This window comes from Ochrovirga pacifica, from assembly GCF_000220525.1.
GTDB classification, from domain to species: Bacteria; Bacteroidota; Bacteroidia; order Flavobacteriales; family Flavobacteriaceae; genus Ochrovirga; species Ochrovirga pacifica.
The window spans coordinates 96963-121937 of record NZ_AFPK01000014.1 but is presented as its reverse complement, the minus strand read 5'-3'; the positions used below and the strand labels follow the sequence as shown (position 1 = coordinate 121937).

Annotated in this window: 15 protein-coding genes and 1 other RNA gene; 12 read left to right on the top strand and 4 right to left on the bottom strand. The window is 34.8% G+C overall.

Features of this window, described 5'->3' with window-relative positions:
* Window positions 1-13: 13 nt before the first annotated feature.
* From FS85_RS0101885 to FS85_RS0101870, 4 genes are all read left to right on the top strand, one after another.
* Entirely contained in the window at window positions 14-3214 is a 3201-nt protein-coding gene (locus FS85_RS0101885; RefSeq protein WP_010134286.1) for an efflux RND transporter permease subunit, read from the top strand.
* Window positions 3204-4640: a TolC family protein gene (locus tag FS85_RS0101880; RefSeq protein ID WP_010134285.1), complete on the top strand. Its 1437-nt coding sequence runs from the start codon at window positions 3204-3206 to the stop codon at window positions 4638-4640. The genes FS85_RS0101885 and FS85_RS0101880 overlap by 11 nt, the downstream gene beginning before the upstream one ends.
* Before the next feature lie 159 nt (window positions 4641-4799).
* Window positions 4800-5330 (top strand): hypothetical protein, encoded by a 531-nt coding sequence (locus FS85_RS0101875; RefSeq protein WP_010134284.1) that lies wholly within the window; start codon window positions 4800-4802, stop codon window positions 5328-5330.
* Window positions 5331-5371: 41 nt separating this feature from the next.
* The gene (locus FS85_RS0101870) at window positions 5372-6787 is read left to right on the top strand and encodes a sulfatase (protein WP_050809600.1); all 1416 of its coding nucleotides are present in this window, start codon (window positions 5372-5374) and stop codon (window positions 6785-6787) included.
* Window positions 6788-6823: 36 nt separating this feature from the next.
* Here the strand turns inward: FS85_RS0101870 and FS85_RS0101865 are convergent, their stop codons facing one another.
* Window positions 6824-8176, bottom strand: coding sequence for a UDP-N-acetylmuramate--L-alanine ligase (locus tag FS85_RS0101865; protein ID WP_010134281.1), 1353 nt, complete (start codon window positions 8174-8176; stop codon window positions 6824-6826).
* A 98-nt stretch (window positions 8177-8274) separates the two neighbouring features.
* On the opposite strand from FS85_RS0101865, the gene FS85_RS0101860 reads away from it, so the two are divergent.
* The 3 genes from FS85_RS0101860 to kdsA all read left to right on the top strand — a co-directional run bounded on the left by FS85_RS0101860 (window position 8275) and on the right by kdsA (window position 16387).
* Window positions 8275-14892 carry an alpha-2-macroglobulin family protein gene (locus FS85_RS0101860; protein ID WP_010134280.1) on the top strand — a complete coding sequence of 2206 codons (6618 nt, stop codon included), beginning with the start codon at window positions 8275-8277 and terminating at the stop codon, window positions 14890-14892.
* A 73-nt stretch (window positions 14893-14965) separates the two neighbouring features.
* Complete coding sequence (locus tag FS85_RS0101855; RefSeq protein WP_010134279.1) at window positions 14966-15439, top strand: hypothetical protein; 474 nt, start codon at window positions 14966-14968, stop codon at window positions 15437-15439.
* A 129-nt stretch (window positions 15440-15568) separates the two neighbouring features.
* Window positions 15569-16387 (top strand): 3-deoxy-8-phosphooctulonate synthase, encoded by an 819-nt coding sequence (gene kdsA, locus FS85_RS0101850; RefSeq protein ID WP_010134278.1) that lies wholly within the window; start codon window positions 15569-15571, stop codon window positions 16385-16387.
* Between the two features lie 544 nt (window positions 16388-16931).
* On the opposite strand, the gene FS85_RS0101845 is transcribed toward kdsA, so the two are convergent.
* Window positions 16932-17153, bottom strand: coding sequence for a DUF3820 family protein (locus FS85_RS0101845; protein ID WP_010134277.1), 222 nt, complete (start codon window positions 17151-17153; stop codon window positions 16932-16934).
* Window positions 17154-17220: 67 nt separating this feature from the next.
* Between FS85_RS0101845 and ssrA the strand changes: the two genes are divergently transcribed.
* The 5 genes from ssrA (at window position 17221) to FS85_RS0101825 (ending at window position 19852) form a co-directional block, all read left to right on the top strand.
* Window positions 17221-17620: a transfer-messenger RNA gene (ssrA, locus tag FS85_RS16315) on the top strand.
* A 277-nt stretch (window positions 17621-17897) separates the two neighbouring features.
* Window positions 17898-18131, top strand: coding sequence for a hypothetical protein (locus tag FS85_RS0101840; RefSeq protein ID WP_010134276.1), 234 nt, complete (start codon window positions 17898-17900; stop codon window positions 18129-18131).
* Window positions 18132-18192: 61 nt separating this feature from the next.
* Window positions 18193-18915 carry a hypothetical protein gene (locus FS85_RS0101835; RefSeq protein ID WP_029489194.1) on the top strand — a complete coding sequence of 241 codons (723 nt, stop codon included), beginning with the start codon at window positions 18193-18195 and terminating at the stop codon, window positions 18913-18915.
* 8 nt (window positions 18916-18923) lie between these two features.
* Window positions 18924-19187 carry a DUF2024 family protein gene (locus FS85_RS0101830; protein WP_010134273.1) on the top strand — a complete coding sequence of 88 codons (264 nt, stop codon included), beginning with the start codon at window positions 18924-18926 and terminating at the stop codon, window positions 19185-19187.
* A 53-nt stretch (window positions 19188-19240) separates the two neighbouring features.
* On the top strand, window positions 19241-19852 hold the full coding sequence (locus FS85_RS0101825) for a MarR family winged helix-turn-helix transcriptional regulator (RefSeq protein WP_010134272.1): 612 nt from the start codon (window positions 19241-19243) through the stop codon (window positions 19850-19852).
* Window positions 19853-20025: 173 nt separating this feature from the next.
* Here FS85_RS0101825 and FS85_RS14930 read toward each other — a convergent pair whose 3' ends face one another.
* Both FS85_RS14930 and FS85_RS0101815 read right to left on the bottom strand, forming a co-directional pair.
* Window positions 20026-23223 carry a glycoside hydrolase family 2 TIM barrel-domain containing protein gene (locus FS85_RS14930; protein WP_010134271.1) on the bottom strand — a complete coding sequence of 1066 codons (3198 nt, stop codon included), beginning with the start codon at window positions 23221-23223 and terminating at the stop codon, window positions 20026-20028.
* Between the two features lie 50 nt (window positions 23224-23273).
* Entirely contained in the window at window positions 23274-24965 is a 1692-nt protein-coding gene (locus FS85_RS0101815) for a hypothetical protein (RefSeq protein ID WP_033194505.1), read from the bottom strand.
* Between the last annotated feature and the right edge of the window lie 10 nt (window positions 24966-24975).

Here is a 24975-nt window from a genome sequence, read left to right as displayed (position 1 = left end):
AAAAAATAACAACATGTTTAATAGATTTATACATAGACCGGTATTTGCTATTGTAATTTCGATCATTATCGTTTTTATAGGAACCTTATCCATTAAGCAATTACCCATTTCACAGTTTCCTAAAATTGCACCTACTACCGTCAATATTTTTATTGCGTATCCAGGAGCAAGTGCAGATGTTTTAGTTAAATCGACTTTGGTTACTTTAGAAAACTCCATCAATGGAGTTCAGGGAATGAGGTATATGGCCACCGATGCAACAAGTGCAGGAGAGGCTACTTTAAGAGTAATTTTTGAACCAGGAACAGACCCTAACCAAGCGGTGATAAGGGTAAAAACAAGAGTCGATCAAGTAATGCCTTTACTGCCCGAACTGGTGCAAAGAGAGGGAGTTGTAATAACACCAATACAACCTAGTATGTTGATGTACGTAAACCTCTATGCAAAAAATAAAAGCATGGACGAAAAGTTTTTGTACAACTATGCCAACGTAAAAATGATACCTGAAATCAACAGGATAAAAGGGGTTGCAAGATCTCAAATTTTAGGAAGTAGAAGATATGCCATGCGTGTTTGGTTAAAACCAGATAGAATGAGAGCGTACAATATTTCTATTGATGAGGTAATGGAAGCATTGCAAGAACAAAGTATCGTAGGTCGTCCGGGTAGAATTGGTAGAAGTTCGGGAATTGAGGCACAGTCTTTAGAATATGTGCTTACATATAAGGGTAGATACAATGAACCCAAACAATATGAGAATGTAATACTAAGAGCCAATGCCGATGGTGAAAGCATTCACTTAAAAGATATAGCCAACATAGAACTAGGAAGTGAGTTTTTTGATATTTATTCAAACTTAGACGGACATCCATCTGCAGCCATAGTTCTGAAGCAAAATTATGGTAGTAACGCAAGTGATGTTATTGAAGATGTAAAAGAAAAGTTAGAAGAAATGAAAGCAACTTTTCCTCCAGGTTTAGATTATAAAATTAGTTATGATGTCTCTAAGTTTTTAGATGCATCTATAGAACAAGTTATAGATACATTACGAGATGCTTTTATTTTAGTAGCCTTAGTTGTATTTATCTTTTTAGGAGATTGGCGATCTACCTTAATCCCTATTTTGGCAGTACCTGTTTCTTTGGTTGGAGCGTTTTTTATCATCAATGCATTTGGATTGTCCATTAACCTAGTCACATTATTTGCCTTAGTATTGGCTATTGGTATTGTAGTAGATGATGCTATTGTGGTGGTAGAGGCTGTACATGCCAAGTTCGAAGAGCATCCTCACATAAGCCCGTACAAAGCCGTAAAAATGGTGTTGGGGGAAATTAGTGGAGCAATCATTGCTATTACAGCTGTTATGGTATCGGTGTTTTTGCCTATTTCTTTTATGTCTGGACCTGTGGGTACCTTTTATCGTCAGTTTTCTATTACTATGGCAAGTTCTATCGTAATTTCTGCACTAATTGCTCTTACACTAACCCCTGTTCTTTGTGCAATGTTGCTTAAAAACAACCATGGTAAAGAGAAAAAGACCAACTTTTTAACCCGAGGATTGGATAAATTTAACCATGTGTTTGATAAGACGACAGGAAAATATGTGGCTGCACTAAAATCTATTGTAAGTAGAAGGTGGCTCACCTTTGGAGTTTTAATCGCTTTTTGTATCAGTATTTTTTTGGCGAATAAAACATTGCCATCTGGATTTATTCCTAGCGAGGATCAAGGAACTATTTATGCAATTATCCAAACACCACCAGGAGCTACACTAGAAAGAACGAATGAAGTTTCAAGAAAACTTCAAAGAATATGTGAAGAAGTAAAAGGAGTAGAATCGGTGTCTTCTTTAGCAGGATATGAAATAATGACTGAAGGTAGAGGGTCTAATGCGGGTACTTGTTTGATCAACCTAAAAGCGTGGTCGGATAGAGAAGGCACTGTAGAAGATATCATGGAAGAGCTTGAAGAAAAATCTAGAGGTTTAGGGGCTATTATCGAATTTTTTGAACCGCCAGCAATTCCAGGATTCGGTTCTTCAGGAGGATTCTCTATGCGTTTGTTAGACAAAACAACTACTACAGACTATCAAGAGTTTGATAAAATCAACAAAGAGTTTATAGACAACCTTAAAAAAAGAAAAGAGCTAACAGGTTTGTTTACTTTTTTTGCTGCCAATTATCCGCAGTACGAATTAGAAATTAACAACGATTTGGCCATGCAAAAAGGAGTTTCTATAGGTAAAGCAATGGAAAACTTAAATATTTTAATTGGAAGTACTTACGAACAAGGTTTTGTGAAATTCGGTCGATTTTTTAAAGTCTATGTACAGTCAGATCCAAAATACAGAAGGCTGCCCTCTGATATTTTAAATCTTTATGTAAAAAATAATCATGAAGAAATGGTGCCCTATTCGGCTTTTATGAAACTAAAAAAAACACAAGGGCCTAATGAGGTAACACGATACAATATGTACAATTCTGCAGCTATTCGAGGTTTGCCCGCAAAGGGTTATAGTACAGCAGATGCTATTCAGGCAATAAAAGAGGTTGCTGCAGAAAGCTTGCCTAAAGATTATGATATTGCATGGGAAGGACTTTCTTATGACGAATCTAATAGAGGAAACGAATCACTTTATATTTTTTTAATTGTACTGGTTTTTGTGTATTTCGTTTTAGCGGCCCAATACGAGAGTTTCATCATTCCTTTAGCAGTAATTCTATCTCTGCCTGTTGGTATTTTAGGGTCGTTCGTATTGCTAAAAATGATGGGCTTAGAAAACGATATTTATGCCCAAATTGGTCTGATTATGCTGGTTGGTTTATTGGGTAAAAATGCGGTGTTAATTGTTGAATTTGCTGTGTTAAAAAATCATGAAGGTGCAACTATTTTAGAAGCAGCTATCCAAGGAGCCAAAGTAAGATTTAGACCTATTTTAATGACTTCTTTTGCTTTTATAGCAGGGTTAATTCCGTTAATTCTAGCATCGGGGGCAGGAGCTATAGGAAATAAAACTATTGGAGCCTCTGCCTTAGGAGGGATGTTATTCGGAACTGTATTTGGGGTACTTATAGTTCCTGGACTTTATTACATTTTTGGATCATTGGCCAAAGGCAGAAAATTAATTAAAGACGAAGATGATAATTCACTATCGGAAGATTTTGTGCATTCTGTCGATACATTTTCTATAAAAGACGATACAGATGAAAACTAAAAGAAACAAATTATATCAATACATGCTAGCAGCTCTGTTGTTAAGTATGTGGGCTTGTAAAACACCTGAAATTGTTCAAAGAGAACTAGATGTAAAGATACCAGATAATTTTAATACTGCTACAGATACGGCCAATGTGGCAAAAATCAATTGGAGAGACTATTTTAAGGATGAAAACTTGATTAATTTGATTGATGAAGCTTTGGAAAACAATCAGGAGTTAAATATGGTGATGCAAGAGATTGAAATGGCCAAAAATGAAATTGATGCCAGAAAAGGAGAATATTTACCTTTTGTAGGTGTTAAAGCAGGGGCAGGTGCCGAAAAAGTAGGGCGTTACACCAGTCAAGGAGCTAATGATGCTACTACACCTTTTAAAGGAACAAAAGAAAATCCTGAGTTTTTACCTGATTTTATGATGGGATTACATGCTTCTTGGGAGTTGGATATTTGGAACAAATTACACAATGCAAAAAAAGCAGCTATAAGTAATTACTTAGCTACTGTAGAGGGTAAGAACTTTATGGTTACCAATTTAATTGCTGAAATAGCCAATTCTTACTACGAGTTGTTGGCATTGGATAACCAATTGGAAATTTTAAAAGAGAATATTAAAATTCAAAGCAATGCTTTAGAAATTGTAAAATTTCAAAAACAAGCTGCAAGAGTTACTCAATTGGCTGTTCAAAGGTTTCAAGCTCAGTTGTTAAAAACTCAAAGTGAACAATACCAAATAGAGCAGCAAATAAAAGAAACTGAAAATAGAATCTATTTTTTAATAGGAGGGTTTCCTAGTAAAATAAAAAGAGATCCTTCGGTTTTAATGGGTACAGAGCCCAATGTAATTCAGGCAGGGATACCAGCCCAGCTATTGGCCAATAGACCCGATGTTAAACAAGCAGAGTTTGTACTAGCAGCTTCTAAACTTAATGTAAAAGTAGCTAAGGCTAGATTTTATCCATCGCTAGGGTTAAGTGCCAATGTAGGCTATCAGGCTTTTAAAGCAAAGTACCTTTTAAATAGTCCAGAATCTTTGTTGTATTCCATTGCGGGCGATTTGGTTGCTCCCTTAATCAACAAAAGAGCAATTAAAGCAGATTACAAAAATGCCAATCGAAAACAAATTCAGGCTGTTTACAACTACGAACAAACAGTGTTAAATGCTTACGTTCAGGTAGTAAACAAGTTGTCTAAAATAGACAACATGAAAAAAAGTTTTGATTTAAAGAAACATGAAGTAGAAACCTTAACAAGTTCTGTGGCTATATCTAATAAACTGTTCAAGTCTGCCAGAGCAGATTATATGGAAGTATTGCTAACACAACGAGAGGCATTAGAAGCCAAATTTGAGCTGATTGAAACAAAAAAAAGTCAATTAAATGCGTTTGTAAATATTTATAAAGAGTTAGGAGGAGGATGGAACTAATCCTATAAAATTTCATTGTTGGTTTTGTTGTTTGGAGCCTTGGCTTTTCGTAATGAAAAGTTGAGGCTCTTTTACATTCACACGTTTTCGTAAAACATAAAAATCAAAAATAAAAGGACAAAAAAGTCTTAATATTTTTGTAGTACAAACAAAACAAATATGAAAAATAAAATCATTTTAATTGTACTATTACTATTTGCAAAGGGTCATACGTTTGCACAAGAAACCGAAGAAATTAGAGACAAAAAACACCGTGTAAGTGTAGTATTAGGTCATTCTTATCTAAACTTAGGGTTTGAGCTAGGAAACAAAGATGTGTTGTCTATTCCTTCTTTTGGATTGGATTATGAGTACTGGTTTCAGGACAAATGGGGAATTGGAGTTTTTACGGATGTGGAATTGATTTCTAGCAAAGACTCTCAGGAACTGCATGGGGGATTTGTAGACAGGCGTTACCCTGTGGTAATTACTTTAGATGCGTTGTGGAACCCAATAGAGCATTTAGAGTTTGTGTTAGGGCCTGGAGTTATTTTTGAGGACGGAGAGATAAAAGATTTGGTAAGAATAGGGCTTGAATACGATTTGGCCTTAGGACATCATTGGGATGTGGCTCCAAGTATTTTTTACGATCATGCTACCGATGGAATTTCCAATATTTCTATTGGAATTGGTATTGGAAAAAGTTTTTAAGGTTTAAATCATTAGTTTAGTGTTGTTTTTATTTGTTAAGTATGAAAAAAATAAGATTATTTCTGTTCTGGTTTAGTATGTTTACGTTTTATGCTCTTCAATCTCAAGAGAAAAAAACAAACGTGATCTTATTTTTGGTTGATGACATGGGGTGGACCGATGCTAGTTGTTTGGGAAGTGATTTGTACAAAACTCCCCATTTAGACAAACTAGTTTCTGATGGAATGATGTTTACCAACGGCTATGCTTCAAGTACCGTGTGCTCTCCTACAAGAGCAAGTATTGTAACAGGAAAATATCCTGCAAGTCTTAGATTAACAGATTGGATAGAAGGACACCAAAAACCTTTTGCAAAAATGAAAATTCCTAAGTGGAATCAGAAATTAGATATAGAAGAGGTTACCATTGCCGAAATGTTTAAAAAAAATCACTATAAAACCATACATCTAGGAAAATGGCACTTAGGAGAAGATCCAAAGTATTGGCCAGAACATCAGGGTTTTGATATTAATATAGGAGGCTATAGTGCAGGATCACCAAAGGCTGATGGAGGGCAAGGTTATTTTTCTCCATACCACAATCCTAGAATGTCTAATGGAAATAAAGGTGAATATTTAACCGATAGATTGGCCAACGAAGCAGTTTCGTTTATCAAAAAAAATAAGACAAAGCCTTTTTTTATGAACTTATGGTTGTACAATGTACACATGCCCTTACAAGCAAAAAAAGAAGTTGTACAAAAATACAAGTCAAAAATAAATAAGGGAATGACTCACAACAATGCTACCTATGCTGCAATGATAGAGCATATGGATGATGCCTTAGGAGCAGTAGTACAAGCCTTAAAAGAAACAGGTTTAGAAAATAATACGATTGTTGTTTTTCATAGCGATAACGGTGGGCACTTAAAGCCTACATCAAATGCTCCTTTAAGGTCTGGAAAAGGAGATCTGTACGAAGGGGGAGTTAGGGTTCCATTGGTGTTTAAATGGCCTCTAAAAATAAAAGCAGGTGCTGTTTCAAATGAATTGGCTATTTCTGCAGACATTATGCCTACTTTGTTAAGTCTTGTAAATAATAAGTATAAGATGCCTAAAGGAGTTGATGGAATAGATTTAAGTCCTGCTCTTTTAGAGCATAAAAAATTAGACAGAGAGGCAATTTACTGGCACTATCCACATTACCATAAAGGGGGAGCAAAACCATACAGTGCCATTAGAAAGGGAGACTGGAAATTGATTCAGATATATGAAGAAGATATGCTACAGCTATACAATCTTAAAGAAGATCTTGGGGAAACTAAGAATGTGGCCATTCAGAACACCAAAAAAGTAAAAGAGTTACTTCAAGATTTAAATCAATGGAAACAGGATGTTGGTGCTCAGTTACCCACTCCAAATCCTGATTATGATGAAACTAAAAATAAGTTTTACTTTGATAAAAGTATAAAACACTAAAATAAAAGGCTTCTTTGCAAAAAAGAAGCCTTTGGTTTATAACAATCTTTTTACTTCCTCAAAATTGAGTCCTCCGTAGTTTCCTGAACTCATCAACAAGACAGCAGAATTGCTCAGGTTTTGTGAGAATAAAAATTCTTGAAACGCTTCGGGTTGGGTGTAAACAATCAAATCGTTTCTTTTAAAAGCCTTTTTTATTTGTTTTTCAGAAATTTCGTCTAATTTTTTAATAGCCAATGCTTTGGGCGAATAAAAAACAACCGCTTTGTCTGCTTTGTCTAAGGCTCCTGCGTATTCGTTTAAAAATTCAGCATTTAGGCTACTGTAGGTATGTAGTTCCAAACAGGCCAATACTTCACGGTCTGTGTATTGATTTTTTACCGCTTGGGTAGTTGCAGCTACTTTGCTAGGAGAATGGGCAAAATCTTTAAAAATAACAGTTTGGGTATTTTCTGCAATTTTCTCCAATCGTTTACTAGCTCCTTTAAAGCTCTCAATTGCTTCGTAAAATTCTTCTTCGCCAATTCCCATGTGTTGACAAATCCACTTGGCACCTGCCAAATTTTGTAAATTGTGCTTGCCAAAAACCTCCAAGGGCAAATCTCCTTCAGGAGTGTCAAGTAACGTTAAACCGTTTTTGATGGTATATGTAGGTGTTTGGTAAGGATATTTTTTAATAGGATTTTCAGAATTCTCTACGACTTTTTTAACAATTTCATCTTCAGAATTGTATACCATAATTCCACCAGGAGTTAGGCTGTCTGTAAAAATAGAGAACTGCTCTGCATAGTTTTCAAAAGTAGGAAATACATTGATATGATCCCATGCAATTCCACTAATCAAAGCGATATTGGGTTGATACAAATGGAATTTAGGTCTGCGATCTATAGGGCTTGATAAATATTCGTCCCCTTCTAACACCATAAACTCGTTTTCTTCGGTTAAATGTACCATAGTGTCAAAGCCTTCTAGTTGAGCCCCTACCATATAGTCAACAGATACATCGTGGTAATTAAGCACGTGTAATATCATAGAAGTAATGGTGGTTTTTCCGTGCGAACCTCCAATAACAACTCTTGTCTTTTGCTTGGATTGCTCGTATAAAAATTCGGGGTAAGAATATATTTTAAGTCCCAGCTCTTGTGCTTTTAACAGCTCTGGATTGTCGGGTTTGGCATGCATTCCTAAGATGATGGCATCCAAATTGCTAGTTATTTTTTCTGGATACCATCCAAAAGTTAAGGGAAGCAGTCCGTGTTTGTCTAAACGAGACTTTGAGGGTTCAAAAATTGTATCGTCACTTCCTGTAATTGAGTATCCTTTTTTATGCAAAGCAATGGCTAAATTGTGCATTGCACTACCGCCAATGGCTATAAAATGTACGTTCATGTTTGGTGGTTTGGAATGTAAAAATAGTTATTTAACATACGATTCAACTCACAATCTACAAAATTCACTATTTTAATACTCAAAAAAATAACACGTTTATGAAAAAAATACTCTTGGTCTTGTTTGCATTGGTTTCTCTGACCATAACAGCACAAACATCTCCATCACCCTATAAAAAACAATGGGAAAAAGTTTACAAAGATGAACTGGATTTACTACCAAAATCGGCATTAGAAAAAGTGCAGAAAATCTATCAAAAGGCACTAAAAAGTAATAATGAGCAAGAGCAAATTCGTTGTTTGGTGTATCAAAGTAAGTTTGCCATCAAGCTAGAAGAAGAGGCACAACAAAAAGTAATTGATGCTTTTAAAGCCCGTATACACAGCAACAAAAAACCTGTTTATAAAGCTATTTTGAATAGCATGTTGGCCAAAATGTATTTGGAATATTACAATAGCAATCGCTGGAAAATTATGAATCGTACCGAGGTCGTCTCTAAAAATGAAATGGATGATTTTAGAACTTGGGATGCCAAACAGTTGTTTGCTACTATTCGCAGCCATTATCAACGTTCTTTGCAGGAAGCAACTGAATTACAGCAAGCAAAAACAGCAGACTTTGCTACTCTTATTGATGTAAAAAATGAAGCATTAAAATACCTACCAACACTTTACGATTTTTTAAGCTATCAGGCAATAAATTTTTATAAAGACACTCAGGGAGATTTAACACAGCCCAAAGAACCTTTTTTAATTGATGATGATAAGTATTTATCTCAATTTCACAATATAACGCTCAAAACAACGGATGCTACTTCACATACATTTTTAGCTTTACAGACTTATCAACGGTTGTTACAATTTCATCAACAAAAACAAAATAAATTACCTTTTTTTAAGGTTTGGATAAGTGCTTTTAAGTACATAGAAGACCATGCTGTTTTTGAAAATCCTGTTGAGGTAAAATTACAAGTATTGGAGCAGATGATACAAGAATATCCTCTTAACGAAGCCTCATCTTTGGTGTATTTTGAATTGGCAAAAACTTATTTTGAACTTACTAAAAGATATCCCCAAAAAACCAATCAACCTTATGATTATGAAAAAGCGTTGGATTTGTGTCAGTTGATTTTAAAAAAAGTATCTAAAAGTCATGTGGTTGATGCTGCAGAAGAACTAAAAAAGGTCATTCTTCAAAAAAGTGTAAAAGTCCGAATGGAAGAGTATCTGCCCATTCATCAAAAATCGAAATTATTATTAACCTACAGAAATACTTCAAAAGCTCAGTTTTCTATAGTTCGCTATGATACAACAGGCAAAGGTGATTTTTATAACAAACGAAGTAAAGAGGAACAAATAAAATATATAGAAAGTTTGCCTAAGCAAAAAGAGTGGGAGGTAGTTTTGCCCACTCAAAAAGATTACAAATCCCATCAAACAGAAATCGTGTTGCCAGCTTTGCCGCAAGGAGCTTATCGATTGATTGCCAAATCATCACATGATAAAAATTATTACGCTACAACTTTTTGGGTAAGCAATTTAACGTTGTTAAAAAGAGAAGACAATATTTTTCAGGTTTTAGACAGACAAAATGGTGCTCCTGTTGCCAATGTGAAGGTGCGTTTTGATAAAGAAAAACGTTACAGAAATGATGTTAGTTATCACAAAAAATTTAAAACCGATTCTTTGGGAGAATTTAAGGTAAACGATTCAAAAAGGTATTATAGTTACATAACAGCTACCTTAATGACGGAAAAAGACACGGTGGTATTTGATGAGAATAGCATTAGCAAAAATAGAAAAAAGTATACCAACAAAGCTAGTACATGGCATACACGCGCTTTTGTGTTTACTGATAGAAGTATTTACAGGCCTGGACAAAAAGTATATTTTAAAACCTATTTGCTAGAAAAAAAAGACGAGGAAACACGAGTGCTATCAGATCAAAAAGCAAAAGTGATTTTGTATGATGTAAACAATCAGCCCGTAGAAGAAAAAGAACTAGAGTTGAATGATTTTGGAACTGCAGCAGGTACTTTTCAATTGCCTATTGACGGACTAACGGGACGTTTCAGATTTAAAGTTTTTATAGGGGCAAATGAATATGATGTAGGTAATAACATTTCGGTTGAAGAATACAAAAGACCTAAGTTCGAAGTAGATTTTAAAACCGTACAAAAAGGATTTAAAATAAACGATAGTGTAACAATTGTGGGTAATGCTATGGCTTTTGCTGGGAGTCAAGTTTCCGATGCCAAAGTAGTGTACAGAGTGGTGAGACAAACACGCTACCCTCGCTGGTGTTGGTGGGTGCCAAGAAATAACAACAGTCAAGAAATTGCTCAAGGTAGCATAGTTACGCAAGCTGATGGCAGTTTTAAGATTGTTTTTAAAGCACAACCCGATGCAAATGTTTCTAAAAAAAACTTACCTACTTTTTACTATTCTGTTACAGCCGATGTTACCGATATTAATGGAGAAACAAGGAGTGCTAGTACTAAAGTAGCAGTGGGGTATCATAGTTTACAACTTTCGGCTACTACTCTAGAAAAGTTGTCGGTATCAGCCAAAGATGTTCCAATTCATTTAAGCACAGAAAATTTAAACGGTGCTTTTATGCCTGCCAAAGGCCAAGTAAAAATTTACAAGTTGCAAGCACCTACGCATCCACAGAAAAAAAGACCTTGGCCGCTACCAGATTTGCCTAGTATTGATGAAGATGACTATCAAACATGGTTTCCTAACGAAACGTTTCAAGATTTAAATAGCCCTTTTAAGTGGAAAAAAGGAGCGCTGGTTTATGAAAAGAGTTTTAACACAGCAAAAGAAAAAACACTTTTGATTGCTGCGTTGAAAAATTGGCAAATAGGGAATTATCTTTTGGTAATGACAGCAAAAGATGAAGCATTGAAAAAAGAAGTTAAAGATGAAAAGGTTATTGTGGTAACAGACCATCATGCATCAAAGGTAGCAGACAATCAGTTGTTTGAGATTTCGTTAGATGCAAATGAATACCAACCCAATGATAAAGCATTGATTAAAATTGGTTCTGCTGCTGAAAACATGACGGTATTTTTAAGTATTGAAAAAAATCATCAAACAGTAGCCAGACACAAAATTGTGTTAAATAACGAAATCAAAACCATTCAAGTTCCCGTTACTGAACAAGATCGGGGAGGTTTTGCTATCAAGTGGCACTGGGTATATATGAATACTTACGACAGTGGAGTAAATTATGTATCGGTATCTCATAAACCGATTGATTTGCATATAGAAACGCAGACATTTCGTGATTTGTTAACCCCAGGGTCGCATCAGAAATGGTCTTTTAAAATAAGTGGAGCTAATAAAGAAAAGGCAACTGCAGAGTTGTTGGCTTCAATGTACGATGCTTCTTTAGATCCATTAAGAAAACACCAATGGAGCTTTTATCCCATTCAACAAACTACGTACAGAACGCATTATGCGGTACATGCAAATCAAAGTTTTCATCAAAAAACATTGGTAGTGGGCAAACGTAATTATCATTCTTTTTATCATTACAATCGTTTTTTACAGGGAAATTTTAAAACGTATGGCTTTAGTTTTGTCAATAATAAATGGGTTGAAAAACAGTATTTACAAAGCATATCTTATATAAAACCATCTCATAGAAAATTAAAAGACAGTTCTGTGCCAAAAGGACAGGTAAAAGTTACTGTATTAGACTCTGAAACTAACGATCCGTTGATAGGCGTAAACATTGCAAACAAAAAAGAAGTAATTGTTACTAATTTTGATGGCATTGCTTTGCTAAAAGCCAAAAGAAAAGACAAGTTGCAACTATCTTATTTAGGATATAATAATTATACGTTGCAAGTGGATAAAAAATACAACCATTATATTGTTCGATTAAGAGCAAGTGACAGCTCTTTGGAAGAGGTAGTTATTGTGGGGTATGGTGCTCAAAAAAAGAAAGAAGTTACTGGGGCTGTTAATTCAGTAAAAGCCTCGATGTTAGCAGAATCAGATGTAGCAGATGTAGGACAAGCTTTACAAGGACAGGTTGCTGGTGTAAATATTGTTGCGAGGTCAGGAGAACCGGGGCAAGAGTCTAATATAAATATTCGAGGGTATTCGTCTTTACTAAATAAAGAAAACAACCCTTTGTATATTGTTGATGGAAAAGTGTATGAGAAAGACCCAAAGCTATCCGTAGCAGAGATAGAAGCTATAGATGTGCTAAAAGATGCTGATGCAACAGCTATATATGGAGCAAGAGGTGCCAACGGAGTTATTGTAATAACCACCAAAGCAGGAGCTAAAAAATTAGCAGCACAATTAGCAGCAGTAAAAGCCAGAACCAATTTTAACGAAACTGCTTTTTTCTATCCCCAATTAAAAACCAATGTCAAAGGAGAGGTGAGTTTTGAGTTTACCCTTCCAGAAGATTTGACTCGTTGGAAATTACAATTATTAGCACATAATAAAAAATTACATACAGGGTACAAAAGTTTAGAAACCATTAGTCAAAAGCAATTGATGGTGATGCCTAACTTGCCAAGATTTTTTAGAGAAGGAGATAAAATTACAATCAGCACAAAGATTTCTAATTTAAGTAATGATGTGTTACAAGGACAAGCACAGCTAAAATTAACAGACCCTATTACTGGTAAAAATATTGATGCTTTGCTTCTAAACTATCAAGAAACCAAGCCTTTTAAAGTAGCTAAAAAAGGAAATACTTCAGTTTCTTGGCAATTGATGTTACCCGAAAATGTATCGGCAGTACAGTACAAAATTGTAGCTGCAAGCAAAGATTTTTCTGATGGAGAACAACATATTGTTCCCGTACTTTCTAACCGAATGTTGGTTACAGAAACGTTGCCTCTGTGGGTTAATAGTGGGCAGACCAAAACGTTTCATTTCAAGGGCTTAGAAGAAAATAAATCTCAAACGTTAAAACATCATCAACTTACGTTAGAAATGACCTCCAACCCAGCATGGTATGCTGTGCAAGCATTGCCTTATTTGATGGAGTTTCCGCACGAATGTGCAGAACAAACTTTTGCAAGATTGTATGCCTATGAGCTAGCAAACCATGTAATGGTTACTCACCCTAAAGTAAAAGAAGTGTTTGAACAGTGGAAACAGTCCGAATCTTTACAGAGCAATTTGGAGAAAAATCCTGAATTAAAATCCATTTTGATTTCGGAAACTCCTTGGTTACGAGATGCTATATCTGAAAGTGAACAAAAAAAACGTATTGCTTTGCTTTTTGATTTGTCTAAGATGAAACAACAATCAGAAAATACAATAGAGAAATTAGAAGATATGCAGCTAAGTAATGGTGGTTTTCCTTGGTTTAAAGGAGGTGATATTGCCAATAGATACATTACGCAACATATAGTTCAAGGATATCATCATCTTAAGCAATTAAGGGTAGTGCTAGAAGATAGAAGATTGAAGAAAATTATTAAAAAAGCAGAAGAATATTTAGCATACGAAATCGCTTATGCTTATGAAAAGCTGCTAAAAAGAGCTCAGCAAATTAAAGAAGAAGAAAAAGATACACAAGAAGGAATAAGAAAAGAGCAAGCGTTTTTAAGTCAGTTTCATTTAGGCAGTTTTGAGTTGCAATATTTATATGTGTTGAGTTTTTCCAAGGACCAAAAAAATGCCAAACAAGTAAAAGAGGCAGTAGCTTATTATACAGAACAATCAGCTACTTTTTGGTCACAGTTATCTTTATACAACAAAGGGCTAGTAGCATTAATTCATCAAAGAAATGGAAATAAAGAATTGGCCAAACAAATTGTACGCTCTTTAAAAGAAACCAGTGTGATGAACGAGGAATTAGGAAGATACTGGATTGAAAATAAGTCGGGTTGGTTTTGGTATAGAGACCCTATTGTAACTCATAGTTTAATGATTGAAGTTTTTACCGAAATTGGGAATGATGCGTTGTTGGTAGATGAATTAAAGCAATGGTTGTTAAAAAACAAACAAACCCGACAATGGAAAACCACCAAAGCTACTTCGGAAGCAGTATATGCACTTTTATTGCAAGGTTCCGATTGGTTGGCTGTAGATGAAGCTGTAGCTGTAACTATAGGAGGCAATCCAATTTCAAAAGAAAAGATGAAGCAAGTAAAGGTAGAAGCAGGTACGGGGTATTATAAAACACGCTGGAAGGCAGATGAAATTTCATCAAAATTGGCCACCGTTACTTTAAGTAAAAAAGAGAAAGGAGTGGCTTGGGGAGCCATGTATTGGCAGTATTTTGAAGATTTGGATAAAATTGAAACTTCTAAAACACCGCTAAATATTAAAAAACAAATTTTTCTTAAAAAGCATACAGATGCAGGAAAGCAATTGTTACCCGTTACCACTGAAAATCTACTACAGGTGGGAGATTTATTAACGGTACGAATTGAGTTAAGAACAGATAGAGAAATGGAATTCATTCATATGAAAGATTTAAGAGCGGCAGGACTAGAACCTGTAAGTGTGATTTCTAAGTACAGATGGCAAGACGGGTTAGGTTATTACCAAAGCACCAAAGATGCAGCAACACATTTCTTTTTTGATAGAATACCAAAAGGAGTATATGTGTTTGAATACGATTTAAGAGTTACTCATCAAGGAAATTTTAGTAACGGAATTACGACCATAGAAAATATGTATGCACCAGAATTTAGTAGTCATAGCAAAGGAATTCGAATAAAAGTTAGATAAAGATCAATTCGCTTAAATTTGAAGTACGTAGGGTATTTCGTAAATTGCGGGTTAACCATAAAAACAAATATTCATGAAAAAATTATTTTTTGTAGTTGGATTCATATTCATTGGTTTAACAACACAAGCACAAGAATTGTCTAAACATGCTTTGGGTTTAAGGCTAGGGGACAACGATGGCTTGGGCTATGAAATTTCTTATCAAAGAGCTTTAACAGGAGCTACTAGAATGGAATTTGATTTAGGACTTAGAAGTAGTGACAATGTAGAAGCTTACAAACTTTCGGCCATCCACCAATGGGTTTGGGACTTAAGTGAATTAGCTCCAGGTTTTAACTGGTTTGCTGGTGCAGGTGGAGGACTTGGAACTTGGGAAGTTGCAGGTGAAAGCGAAACTTTTGTAAATGCAGCAGGAAATGTAGGTATTGAATATCACTTCAACATTCCGCTACAATTGTCTTTAGACACAAGGCCTGAAATAGGAATTATTAATGGAGATAGTGATTTGTCTCTAGAAATTGCACTTGGAATTAGATACAAATTCTAAGAAAATCAATACTCATCAAATGAAAAACCTTTGCATATTGCAAAGGTTTTTCATTTTTATAGCAAACTAAAATTATTGTGATGACCATGCTAGAATAATTATCTTTGACAATCAGAAATTCGATAAAAGATGAACCTAAACGTAATCCCAAAAATAAAACACGCTACGTCAGATAACTTTTTTTTATTAGCAGGACCTTGTGCTATAGAAGGTGAAGAAATGGCGTTAAGAATTGCCGAAAAAGTAGTAAGCATTACCGATAAATACGAAATACCTTATGTGTTTAAAGGCAGTTTTAAAAAAGCCAATCGTTCTCGTATAGATAGCTTTACAGGAATAGGTGATGAAAAAGCACTAAAAATATTACGCAAAGTTTCTGAAACATTTGATGTACCTACAGTTACAGATATTCACGAAGTTGCCGATGCAGCGAAAGCCGCAGAATATGTAGATGTATTACAAATACCTGCTTTTTTAGTACGACAAACAGATTTGGTGGTGGCTGCAGCAGAAACTGGAAAAGTAGTCAACTTAAAAAAAGGACAATTTATGAGTCCAGGTGCAATGCAACATGCTGTTCAAAAGGTAAAAGACACGGGGTCTGATAAAGCTTGGATTACCGACAGAGGAACTATGTTTGGTTATCAAGATATGATTGTAGATTTTAGGGGAATTCCTGAGATGAAACAATATGCTCCTACCGTATTAGATGTTACGCATTCGTTACAACAACCAAATCAAACTAGCGGAGTTACTGGAGGAAGACCCGATATGATAGGAACCATTGCCAAAGCAGGAATTGCTGCGGGTGTAGACGGTTTGTTTGTAGAAACTCATTTCGATCCAGCCAATGCAAAATCTGATGGGGCTAATATGCTAGACTTACAATATCTAGAGAAATTACTATCAGATTTAACAGCAATCAGAAACGTTATTAATACGCTGTAATTAATTTTTAGAAAAAGTAAAATCAGAAAGGAAGCACATAGCTTCCTTTTTTTTGTGAATTTTATATAAAAAACTTTTTTTTAGATATAAATTACTAATTTAATATGTTTTTATTTAGGAATTTGTTGTTTTTATTGCTATATTAGTAAGAGATATAATTATCACCCTAATATAATATCTAGTTGATTTTAAGAAATAAATTATTTTGTCAACAAAGACCCCCAAAGTACCTATACCCCACTTATTTGAAAAAGTAAAAGTTGATTCAAGTAGTGCTGCCTAAAATAGCACACCTTGTTTCAATAGTCGTTTGTTTTCTTTAGCATAAAAAACAACGATTAGCAAAGAACGGAATCACTTCATTAAAAATTCAAATTATGGGAAATTTAAGCTCAATTAAAACGTTTTTTATTTTGTTACTGTTAAGTGCCACATGGTTTACAGCCTTATTCATAGCAATCTCTTATTTAAGGTATTAAAAAATCAATTAGCATAACAGAAATCAACCATGAGAAATCAATCATCATCATTTCTTATGGTTGATTTACTTTTTTAACTTTCGAATTAAATCTTCTAAGCCATTTAGTTTTAGTTCATACACTTCTGCCATCATTTTTCCTAAACTGCCTTGTGGGAATCCCTTTGTTTTGTACCAAACAATGTAATGTTCGGGTAGGTTAATAAGATGGTAGCCTTTATACTTTCCAAACGGCATTTTGGCATTGGCCAATTTTACCAAATATTCTTTGTCTGACAAATTGTTCATAATTTGTATCTTGGTATCTAATTTGTGAGGATAAATATATACATTTGCAAACTTCTTTGAAATTTTTGGGGGTGACTGGTTTTGACAGCGAGATCAATTGACTAGTAAGCATGCCGAGAGATGGAACTCATTCTCGTTAATCGAGGTTCCAACACAATAAACGGTGAAGAATCTTTCGCCATGGCTGCCTAATTATCCGAATTAACAGTACGATAAGGCCTAGGCTCACAAGGTGAGCAAGCTATGCATCTCATGTTAGCGCTGATAGACCGCGAACAATCTAGAGGTGTCGTAAAAGTCTAGATAGGAAAAGTAAAGCTTTGGTGCTTTTCCGAAGTTTAAGAAGATACGTTGTAGGTAGATCGTTTTTAGTTAGCCTATAGCCGACAATATTTTAAAAACTAAGCATGTAGAAAGCTACGAGGTTGCTTGTTTGGACCCGGGTTCGATTCCCGGCACCTCCACAAATACAATACAAATCCCAATTCTTCGAAGTATAGAATTGGGATTTTTTTGTTATATACCAATATTATAGCTAAACCTTTAAAAAAAATTTTATATCTGGTACTGTAAAAAGTTCATTATGAAATAAAATTAGCACTCTACAGAGTAAACAAATACAAACAAAGTTTTTTAAAAAGGATTACAAATTTTTTTATCTAAAGAAAAAAATGAATGTAAATTATTTTTTTAGTTAGTAATCCTTACTATATTTGTATTGCAATAACTTAAAATTTTATAAGAATGAGTAAATCAATTTTTTATCACGCAGGTTGTCCAGTTTGTGTAAGTGCAGAGCAAGACATCATTAATTTAATTGGAACTGAAAATGTTGAAGTCGTAAACATAGGTGAAGACCGAAGCAGAATTTCAGAAGCAGAAAATGCAGGTGTTAATTCTGTACCTGCATTGGTAACACCAAACGGAAATACATTGCACATCAACTTTGGAGCATCAATGGCAGATGTAAAGGGTTAAATTTTATATCAAATAGTTAGGATTCCTTACTTTGTGAATCCTAACTTTTAAATCAATTACAATGAAATCAATATTATTATTTCTATCAATAACCATGCTTTTTTGTACTACAAGTTCTAGTACTCAGGAAGGTGAATATAAAAATGACAGTTTTAAAATTAACAACGTAAGCGTTCAACATCAATCCGATTTAGAAATCACTATTTGGGAAATAAATGTAGATGGAGTAGCAGGCAAAACCATACCTACTAAAGTTGGTCAATTAGATGGTGCCCCTGTTCTTGGCTATGTTTTTCCTACAAGTTTAAAACCCAACGATGTAGGTTTTAGTTATACAGAAGGAATTGTAGCACTAGCTATTACATCGCATCCAGATTTTGATGATACACCATTATGGGATGAGAATAGCGACTCTATTTTTGATAATGATGGATATGTATGGCATCCACATTGGGTAGTACTCTGTAAAGATAAACGTGTGGCTGGTGGCTTGGCTGTAAAGCAGTTTGATAAAGAAGATAATTCGGTTAAATTACCACCAACAAACCCAGGAATGCCTATGTATATGGATTCACCAGGTTTTTCTGTAATAACTAAAAATAATACAATTAAAATAATTGTTCCAGATTATCGCATAAACAACCAAACAGATTTTACTTATGATGGTGTTACAGCATTTATGAAAGTAAATACAAAGAATAAGAATTTACCTATGTTAGGAGTATATGAAGTTTTTAGTGTAGCAAGTGATGATTTGTCTATGCCATATAAAGTAAAAAATTAATTGTTTGTATGAAAGTAGCAGTTTGGGACACCTATGTAAAAAGAGAAGATGGCAATACGATGCATTTTGATATTCTTGTTCCTGATAATCTAACTAATGAACAAACCATTTTCAATTTTGGTAAAGATTATCTAAAGACTAAAAATTTTAAGACATTTCAATTATCATCAAATGAATGCCGTCTTTGTCATATTGAAAAAGTAACGGATGATATAGCTTTATCGATTAAGGAAAAAGGATATTTTATACTAGAAATGGAAAACTGTAATTAATTTAATTAGGATTGCTAACTTTGCCTATCAAATATATTTGATAGGCTTTTATTATGGAGAAAAGTACATTTAACCCAGTACATCAAGAAAAAGATATTTCTAGTAAAATTGTGGCAGGATTAGAACGAATATCAGAAGTGTTCAAGGTATTGTTATGGGAAAAAGCAAAATTAGTTGGTTTAAGTCCTATCCAAATTCAAATATTAATTTTTATTGCTTTTCATAAGCAAGAATTATGTAATGTAAGCCATTTGGCCAAAGAGTTTAATGTAACCAAACCAACGGTTAGCGATGCGGTTAGAGTGTTGAATAAAAAAGAAATGGTTTCAAAAGATTTTTCATCTTCGGATAGTCGTAGCTACTCATTACGGTTAACGGAATTGGGAAAAAAATTAGTATCAGACACAAATGATTTTTCACAACCATTAAAAAAACAGATAGACAAGTTTAATGAAAATGATTTAGAAAGTCTGCTTGGTTCTATTAGTGAACTGATTTACAAATTAAACCGAAATGGAATTTTGACTGTACAACGAACTTGTTTTGGGTGTGTATTTTATCAAAATAATAATGGAACAGACTACTGCAATCTTCTTCAAAAAGAATTAAAGAGAACTGAAATAAGATTAGATTGTCCTGAATTTGAAGAAAAAGTTAGTGGTTAATTTGGAATGATTGTTGAAACATTATCCACTAAATATTAAAAACCCGCTTTCTGCATATAAAAAAAGGAAAGGTCCTCAAACATAATCGAGGACCTAATCATGTAAAGCTTTAACTACATTACCTTGCAGTAACAGGTTTTTAAAACAAAATTTCATGTTTTGCTTCTTCTATATTAATTAAAACTTAAAGTAAATTCAAACTCATAAGTTTTTACAGGTACTAAATATTGTTGTAAAGGCTTAGGCCCACAACTAGCATTCCCCAATCCAAGCATTGCAGCATCCAAACATAAAATGGTTTCTTTTCGTTCTTTTAAAAATGCAGGTCTGCTTGCTTTTATCAAATCTGAGGCATCGTAGTGTAAAGCCGAAAAAACAAAAGGTTGGTTTGAACTTATTTTAATGGCTGGTTTCTTTTGATTTTTAAACCCCATAGTAAGCCAACGTATATCCGATCTAGCTCCGTTTTCTTGTGGCACTACATAAGGAGTGTACAATTGGGTTACGGTACTTTGGTATTGTCCTAAAAATGCGGATTCTTTTCTATCAGGATAATTTTCTTGAGGTCCACGTCCATACCAATTCACCTGTTCTAAACCTTGAGCCAATCCAAGTTTTATACCTATTCTTGGTAGCACTTCTAAGCTTTTTCCTCCTTTCGGAATTACTTTGTTTTTTAGAGTGATTTGACCTTTTCCTGTAATGTTATAAATACATTCATGAACAAAAGTAATAGAATCTGATTTGTATTCTTTAACAATATTTACAGACACCAAAGATTGGTTTATTTGCTTAGATTCAATAGAAATTACCTTCTCTGTTAACTTGTTCAGTTCAGCCGCTTTCCATCCTTCTTTGTAATGATTGTCATTTTCAATAGGAGCACGGAATACATTTAATTTAGGCCCTGTTACTTTGCCAGACTGTGCAATCAATTCTTTGTTTTTAACAAGAATAGAGGTAATAGTTCCATGGTCTTTGTTAAAGCGAATTTTACTGTTTTTTGTTTGGGTAGTAATTTCTGTTGGGGTTTCTGTAATTGTAACAGTACCCCTTGTTTTTTGGGTGGATGAACATCTTTTCTGAAGAATGATTTCGTCTTTGGCTACTTCAAATCCTGCTTTGGCCCACAAAGTATTGTTTTTTAGACAATAGCTGAATTGCAACACATATTCGGATCCGTTTTTGAACTTTGGTAAAGACACTGAGATTTCTTTGGATGCTCCAGGTTTAAGATCTAAAGATGCAATGTTTCCTTGTTTTATGACTAGCCCCTCTTTTAAGAGTACCCAGCTTGCAGTAAACTCCTTTAGATTGGTAAAGTTGTATTTGTTTCTTACAGCAAACACATGGTTTTTTCCTTTAACCTGGGTTGTTGTAATAAACTGTTGTGCTTTTTTTACTTCTAACAAAGTGGGTTTGGGTGTTCTATCGGCAAATACCAATCCTTTGGCACATTCGTTGGTTAATTTCCACGTTTCAGAAAAATCGCCGTTTACAGGCAAACTGTCTAACGGATGATAATCCAAACGGTGGCTTTGGCGAATTTTGCCATTTGACATTTTTTCATCATAAGTTTGATTTACCCAATCCCAGATATACCCTCCCAAAAACGAAGGATTTTTTTCAATTACACGCCAATAATCTGCAAAATTCCCTAAGGAATTCCCCTGAGCGTGTGCATATTCTATCATAATATAAGGTTTGTTGTAACGAGGTGTAGCCCAAAAATCGAGCAATTTCCAATGCTTTTGTTTACCATCATCCTCAATAAAAGGATACATAGAACTGTTCATGTCAAAATAATCTTTTACGTCCCAACGGTCGGTTTCTCTTCCGTCATAGGAAACCAATCTAGTGGGGTCAAATCGTTTGATATAATCACTCATCAAAGCGAAATTTTGTCCAAATCCAGACTCATTTCCCAAAGACCAAATAATGATGGAAGGATGATTTTTTGCACGTTCTACCATAGCCACTACTCGATCTAGTGCACTTGCCATCCATGAAATATCGCTACCAGGCAATACGTTGGTACGTACAGATTGATCGCTAGATTCCAAGGCTTCATCCATTACGTACAAACCGTACTCGTCACACAAAGCGTACCAGCGTGGGTCGTTGGGGTGATGGCTAGAACGTACTGCATTGATGTTGTGTTGTTTCATCAACAAAATATCTTGAATCATAGATTCGGTAGTAAGCGTTTTTCCTGCTTGTGGATCGGTTTCTCCTCGGTTTACACCTTTTATCAGAATAGGTTGCCCGTTAACAAGTAATTGTAAATTTTTAATTTCTACTTCCCTAAATCCAAATCGTGAACGTGTTATTTCAACCACTTGTTCTTTTTCATCTATCAAGGTCATTATAACGGTGTGTAAATTGGGTTTTTCTGCCGACCATAATTTGGGGTTTTTAATAAAGGTTTCACAATCGAACACAGTTTCTGTACCCGGATTTCCTTGTTTCCATCCAATTCCTTTGGTAGCAAATTTAGAATCGGAAATCAGCTGGTTTTCATCATCATAAATGGCGATGTTGACTTTGTATTTCTGAACAACCTTTTCGGTATTGTTGTATATTTTTATTTTGGCTTTAAAAGTGGCGTTCTGATAAGTGCTGTCCAAATCGGAACTTAAAAAAAAGTCTCTAATTTGTACCTGTGGTTTACTTTGTAAATACACGGTTCTAAAAATTCCGCTAAAGGTCCAAGTATCACCAGATTCTAAATAGCTTCCGGTAGACCAACGTTGCACCTGAACAGCTAAGGTGTTGGTGCCTTCGGTTAAATACGGGCTGATGTCAAAGACAGCGCTTGTAAAAGAATCTTCATCATAACCTACTTTATGGCCATTTACCCATACGTAAAAGGCACTTCCTACACCGTTAAAATGTAAAAGGGTTTGTCTGTCTTTCCAGTTTTTAGGAATTTTAAAAGTGGTTCTGTAGCTTCCTACAGGATTGTCTTCTGGCAGTCTAGGGATTTTTATTTTTCCTTCTCTTACTAAAGTTCCCAAACCTCGATGCGATGGTTTTCCGTAGCCTTGTCTTTCCCAAGAAGAGGGCACGGGTATGGTGTTCCAAGAACTCACATCAAACGAGGGCTTGTAAAAATCTTTGGGTTTTTCGTTCTCATTTTTTACCCAGTTAAATTTCCAATTTCCTTCTAGACTTTGGTAGTAAGGAGAGGTTTTGTAATCACCCTTTAGAGCAGCATCTTTATTGGCAAAAACATAATGCGTAGCAGCATGGGGTTCGGTACCTAAGGTATAAACTTGCTTGTCTGTACTTAGATTTTGTGCATTTGTTCTTTGAAGAGAAAAAACAAGGAGTATTAAAAAAAAGTGGGTTATAAAGTTAAAATGTTTCATAAAAAGGAAGTTGTTTTAAGCAAATGTAGCTGATAGGAAGTTTTAGATACTTATTTTGTGGTTAATAAATTTTCTAGTTTTTCAATAGATTTGATAAACGGATCGTTCCCTTGACAGTGAATTGATTCGTAGTCCACATATAAGGTTGGACAGTTGGCATTTTCTCTTTTTAACTGAAACCACTCTTCCCATTTTTGATGGTAGCGAGTCACGATATGTTGTGCTTCTTTGGTGTCCAAAGCTTGCTCTTTTAACTCTATTCTTGCGAACATAATTTGAGTACGATAAATCAATTCGATGAGTTCGTATTTAATTCGTCCGTAAGTAGTAGACACTCTGATGAAATCTTCGTCTTTTTTGTTGGGAAGTTGAATGCTGTTGGCCAATTTTTCCATTTGGTACCAACGTTTTAAGTTTTCTTTTTTCTCTGCTAATACTTCTTTATCAATTCCTTTTTTTACAAAAATAGACATGTCTAATGCAGTAAAGAAATGATCTCGAATCCACCAAGGAGAAGTGTGTTGCAAACTAGTAGCTTGTCCTTTAAAAACAGCATCTACAGATAACATACACAGTTCTCTTAATTTACGAATGTTTTTTGGGGACATTTGTAAGATATTTTTAGCGTATTCATTAAAGATGTCTTCTTCTGGTTTTAAAGGGTGTTGCGCAAATTGTTGGATGACATGGGCGTTCAAATCCATCCAAAATTCATTTCCAAAATAAGGGCCAAACCAACCGTCTCCCCAAGTCCAGGTGTAAAAACCTTTAACCTGTTTACTGTTGTACAAATCACGAATTCCTTTTTTTTGTTCCATTTCTGGCCAACCTTCAATCACTCCTTTTCCTATGTAGTATGGGTGTGCATTTCTACCGTACATTCCCGCTTGATTGATGGAAACTTCTACAATTTGTTGATGTTTCCCAATTCCTAGCGTTTTATTAAAAGGCAATCCTCGTAAGAAATCTCCATTTACATGCTTGGTTGAAAAATACAAGTTTGGATGAGGTGCTACCGCATTGGTGATTTTTAAATAAACTTCGGGGATTAAATGGAATTTTCTTTTGATTTTTCCCCAATCCCAAGTTCGGTAAAAGATTTTTTTGTTCCTTTTAACACAAACCTCTTCTCTTAATATATTGATGATTTTTGCATGATCTTCAGGAGAATATACAGGTCTATTTCCTACGTGAAAAGGAGTGTCGTGCAAATAGGTCTCTCCAAAGCGTATAGTTAAACCTCCTAATTCAGGAAACTTCTTAAAAATCTCATCAATTTGAGCGATTATAATTTCTTGTGTTCTCTTTTTTTGAATAGATAGTTTGCCATCAATTTTCATTTCATCACCGTATTTTTCCATAACCGATTTAGGAACCACAAACACATCCATAAAAGGATAGGTTGGCATGCCTGCTGCAAGGGCATTGTTAAGTTGAATTCTGATATCTGCTGCTTTGCGACCAATCCACATTCTTTCGTTACTGCGTAGAGGAACCAAATTCAGTTCATAATCATCATAAGTAACAGCGCACTGAATTTCATACTTAGGAGCTTGTCCATTATAGCCCAAAGATTTTATGTAAGTAGGTTCGGTATATTTGGTATTGAATCTAGGTTTGCCAGGGTTGTGGTGTACCATGTTGGTAAGTATTGAGTATCTTTTAGAAGCGTTTTTTACTTGGGCTTTTAAGAGGTTCAATTGACTAATTATGAATAGGCAAAGGAGGAATGTTTTTTTCATGTTTGCTGTT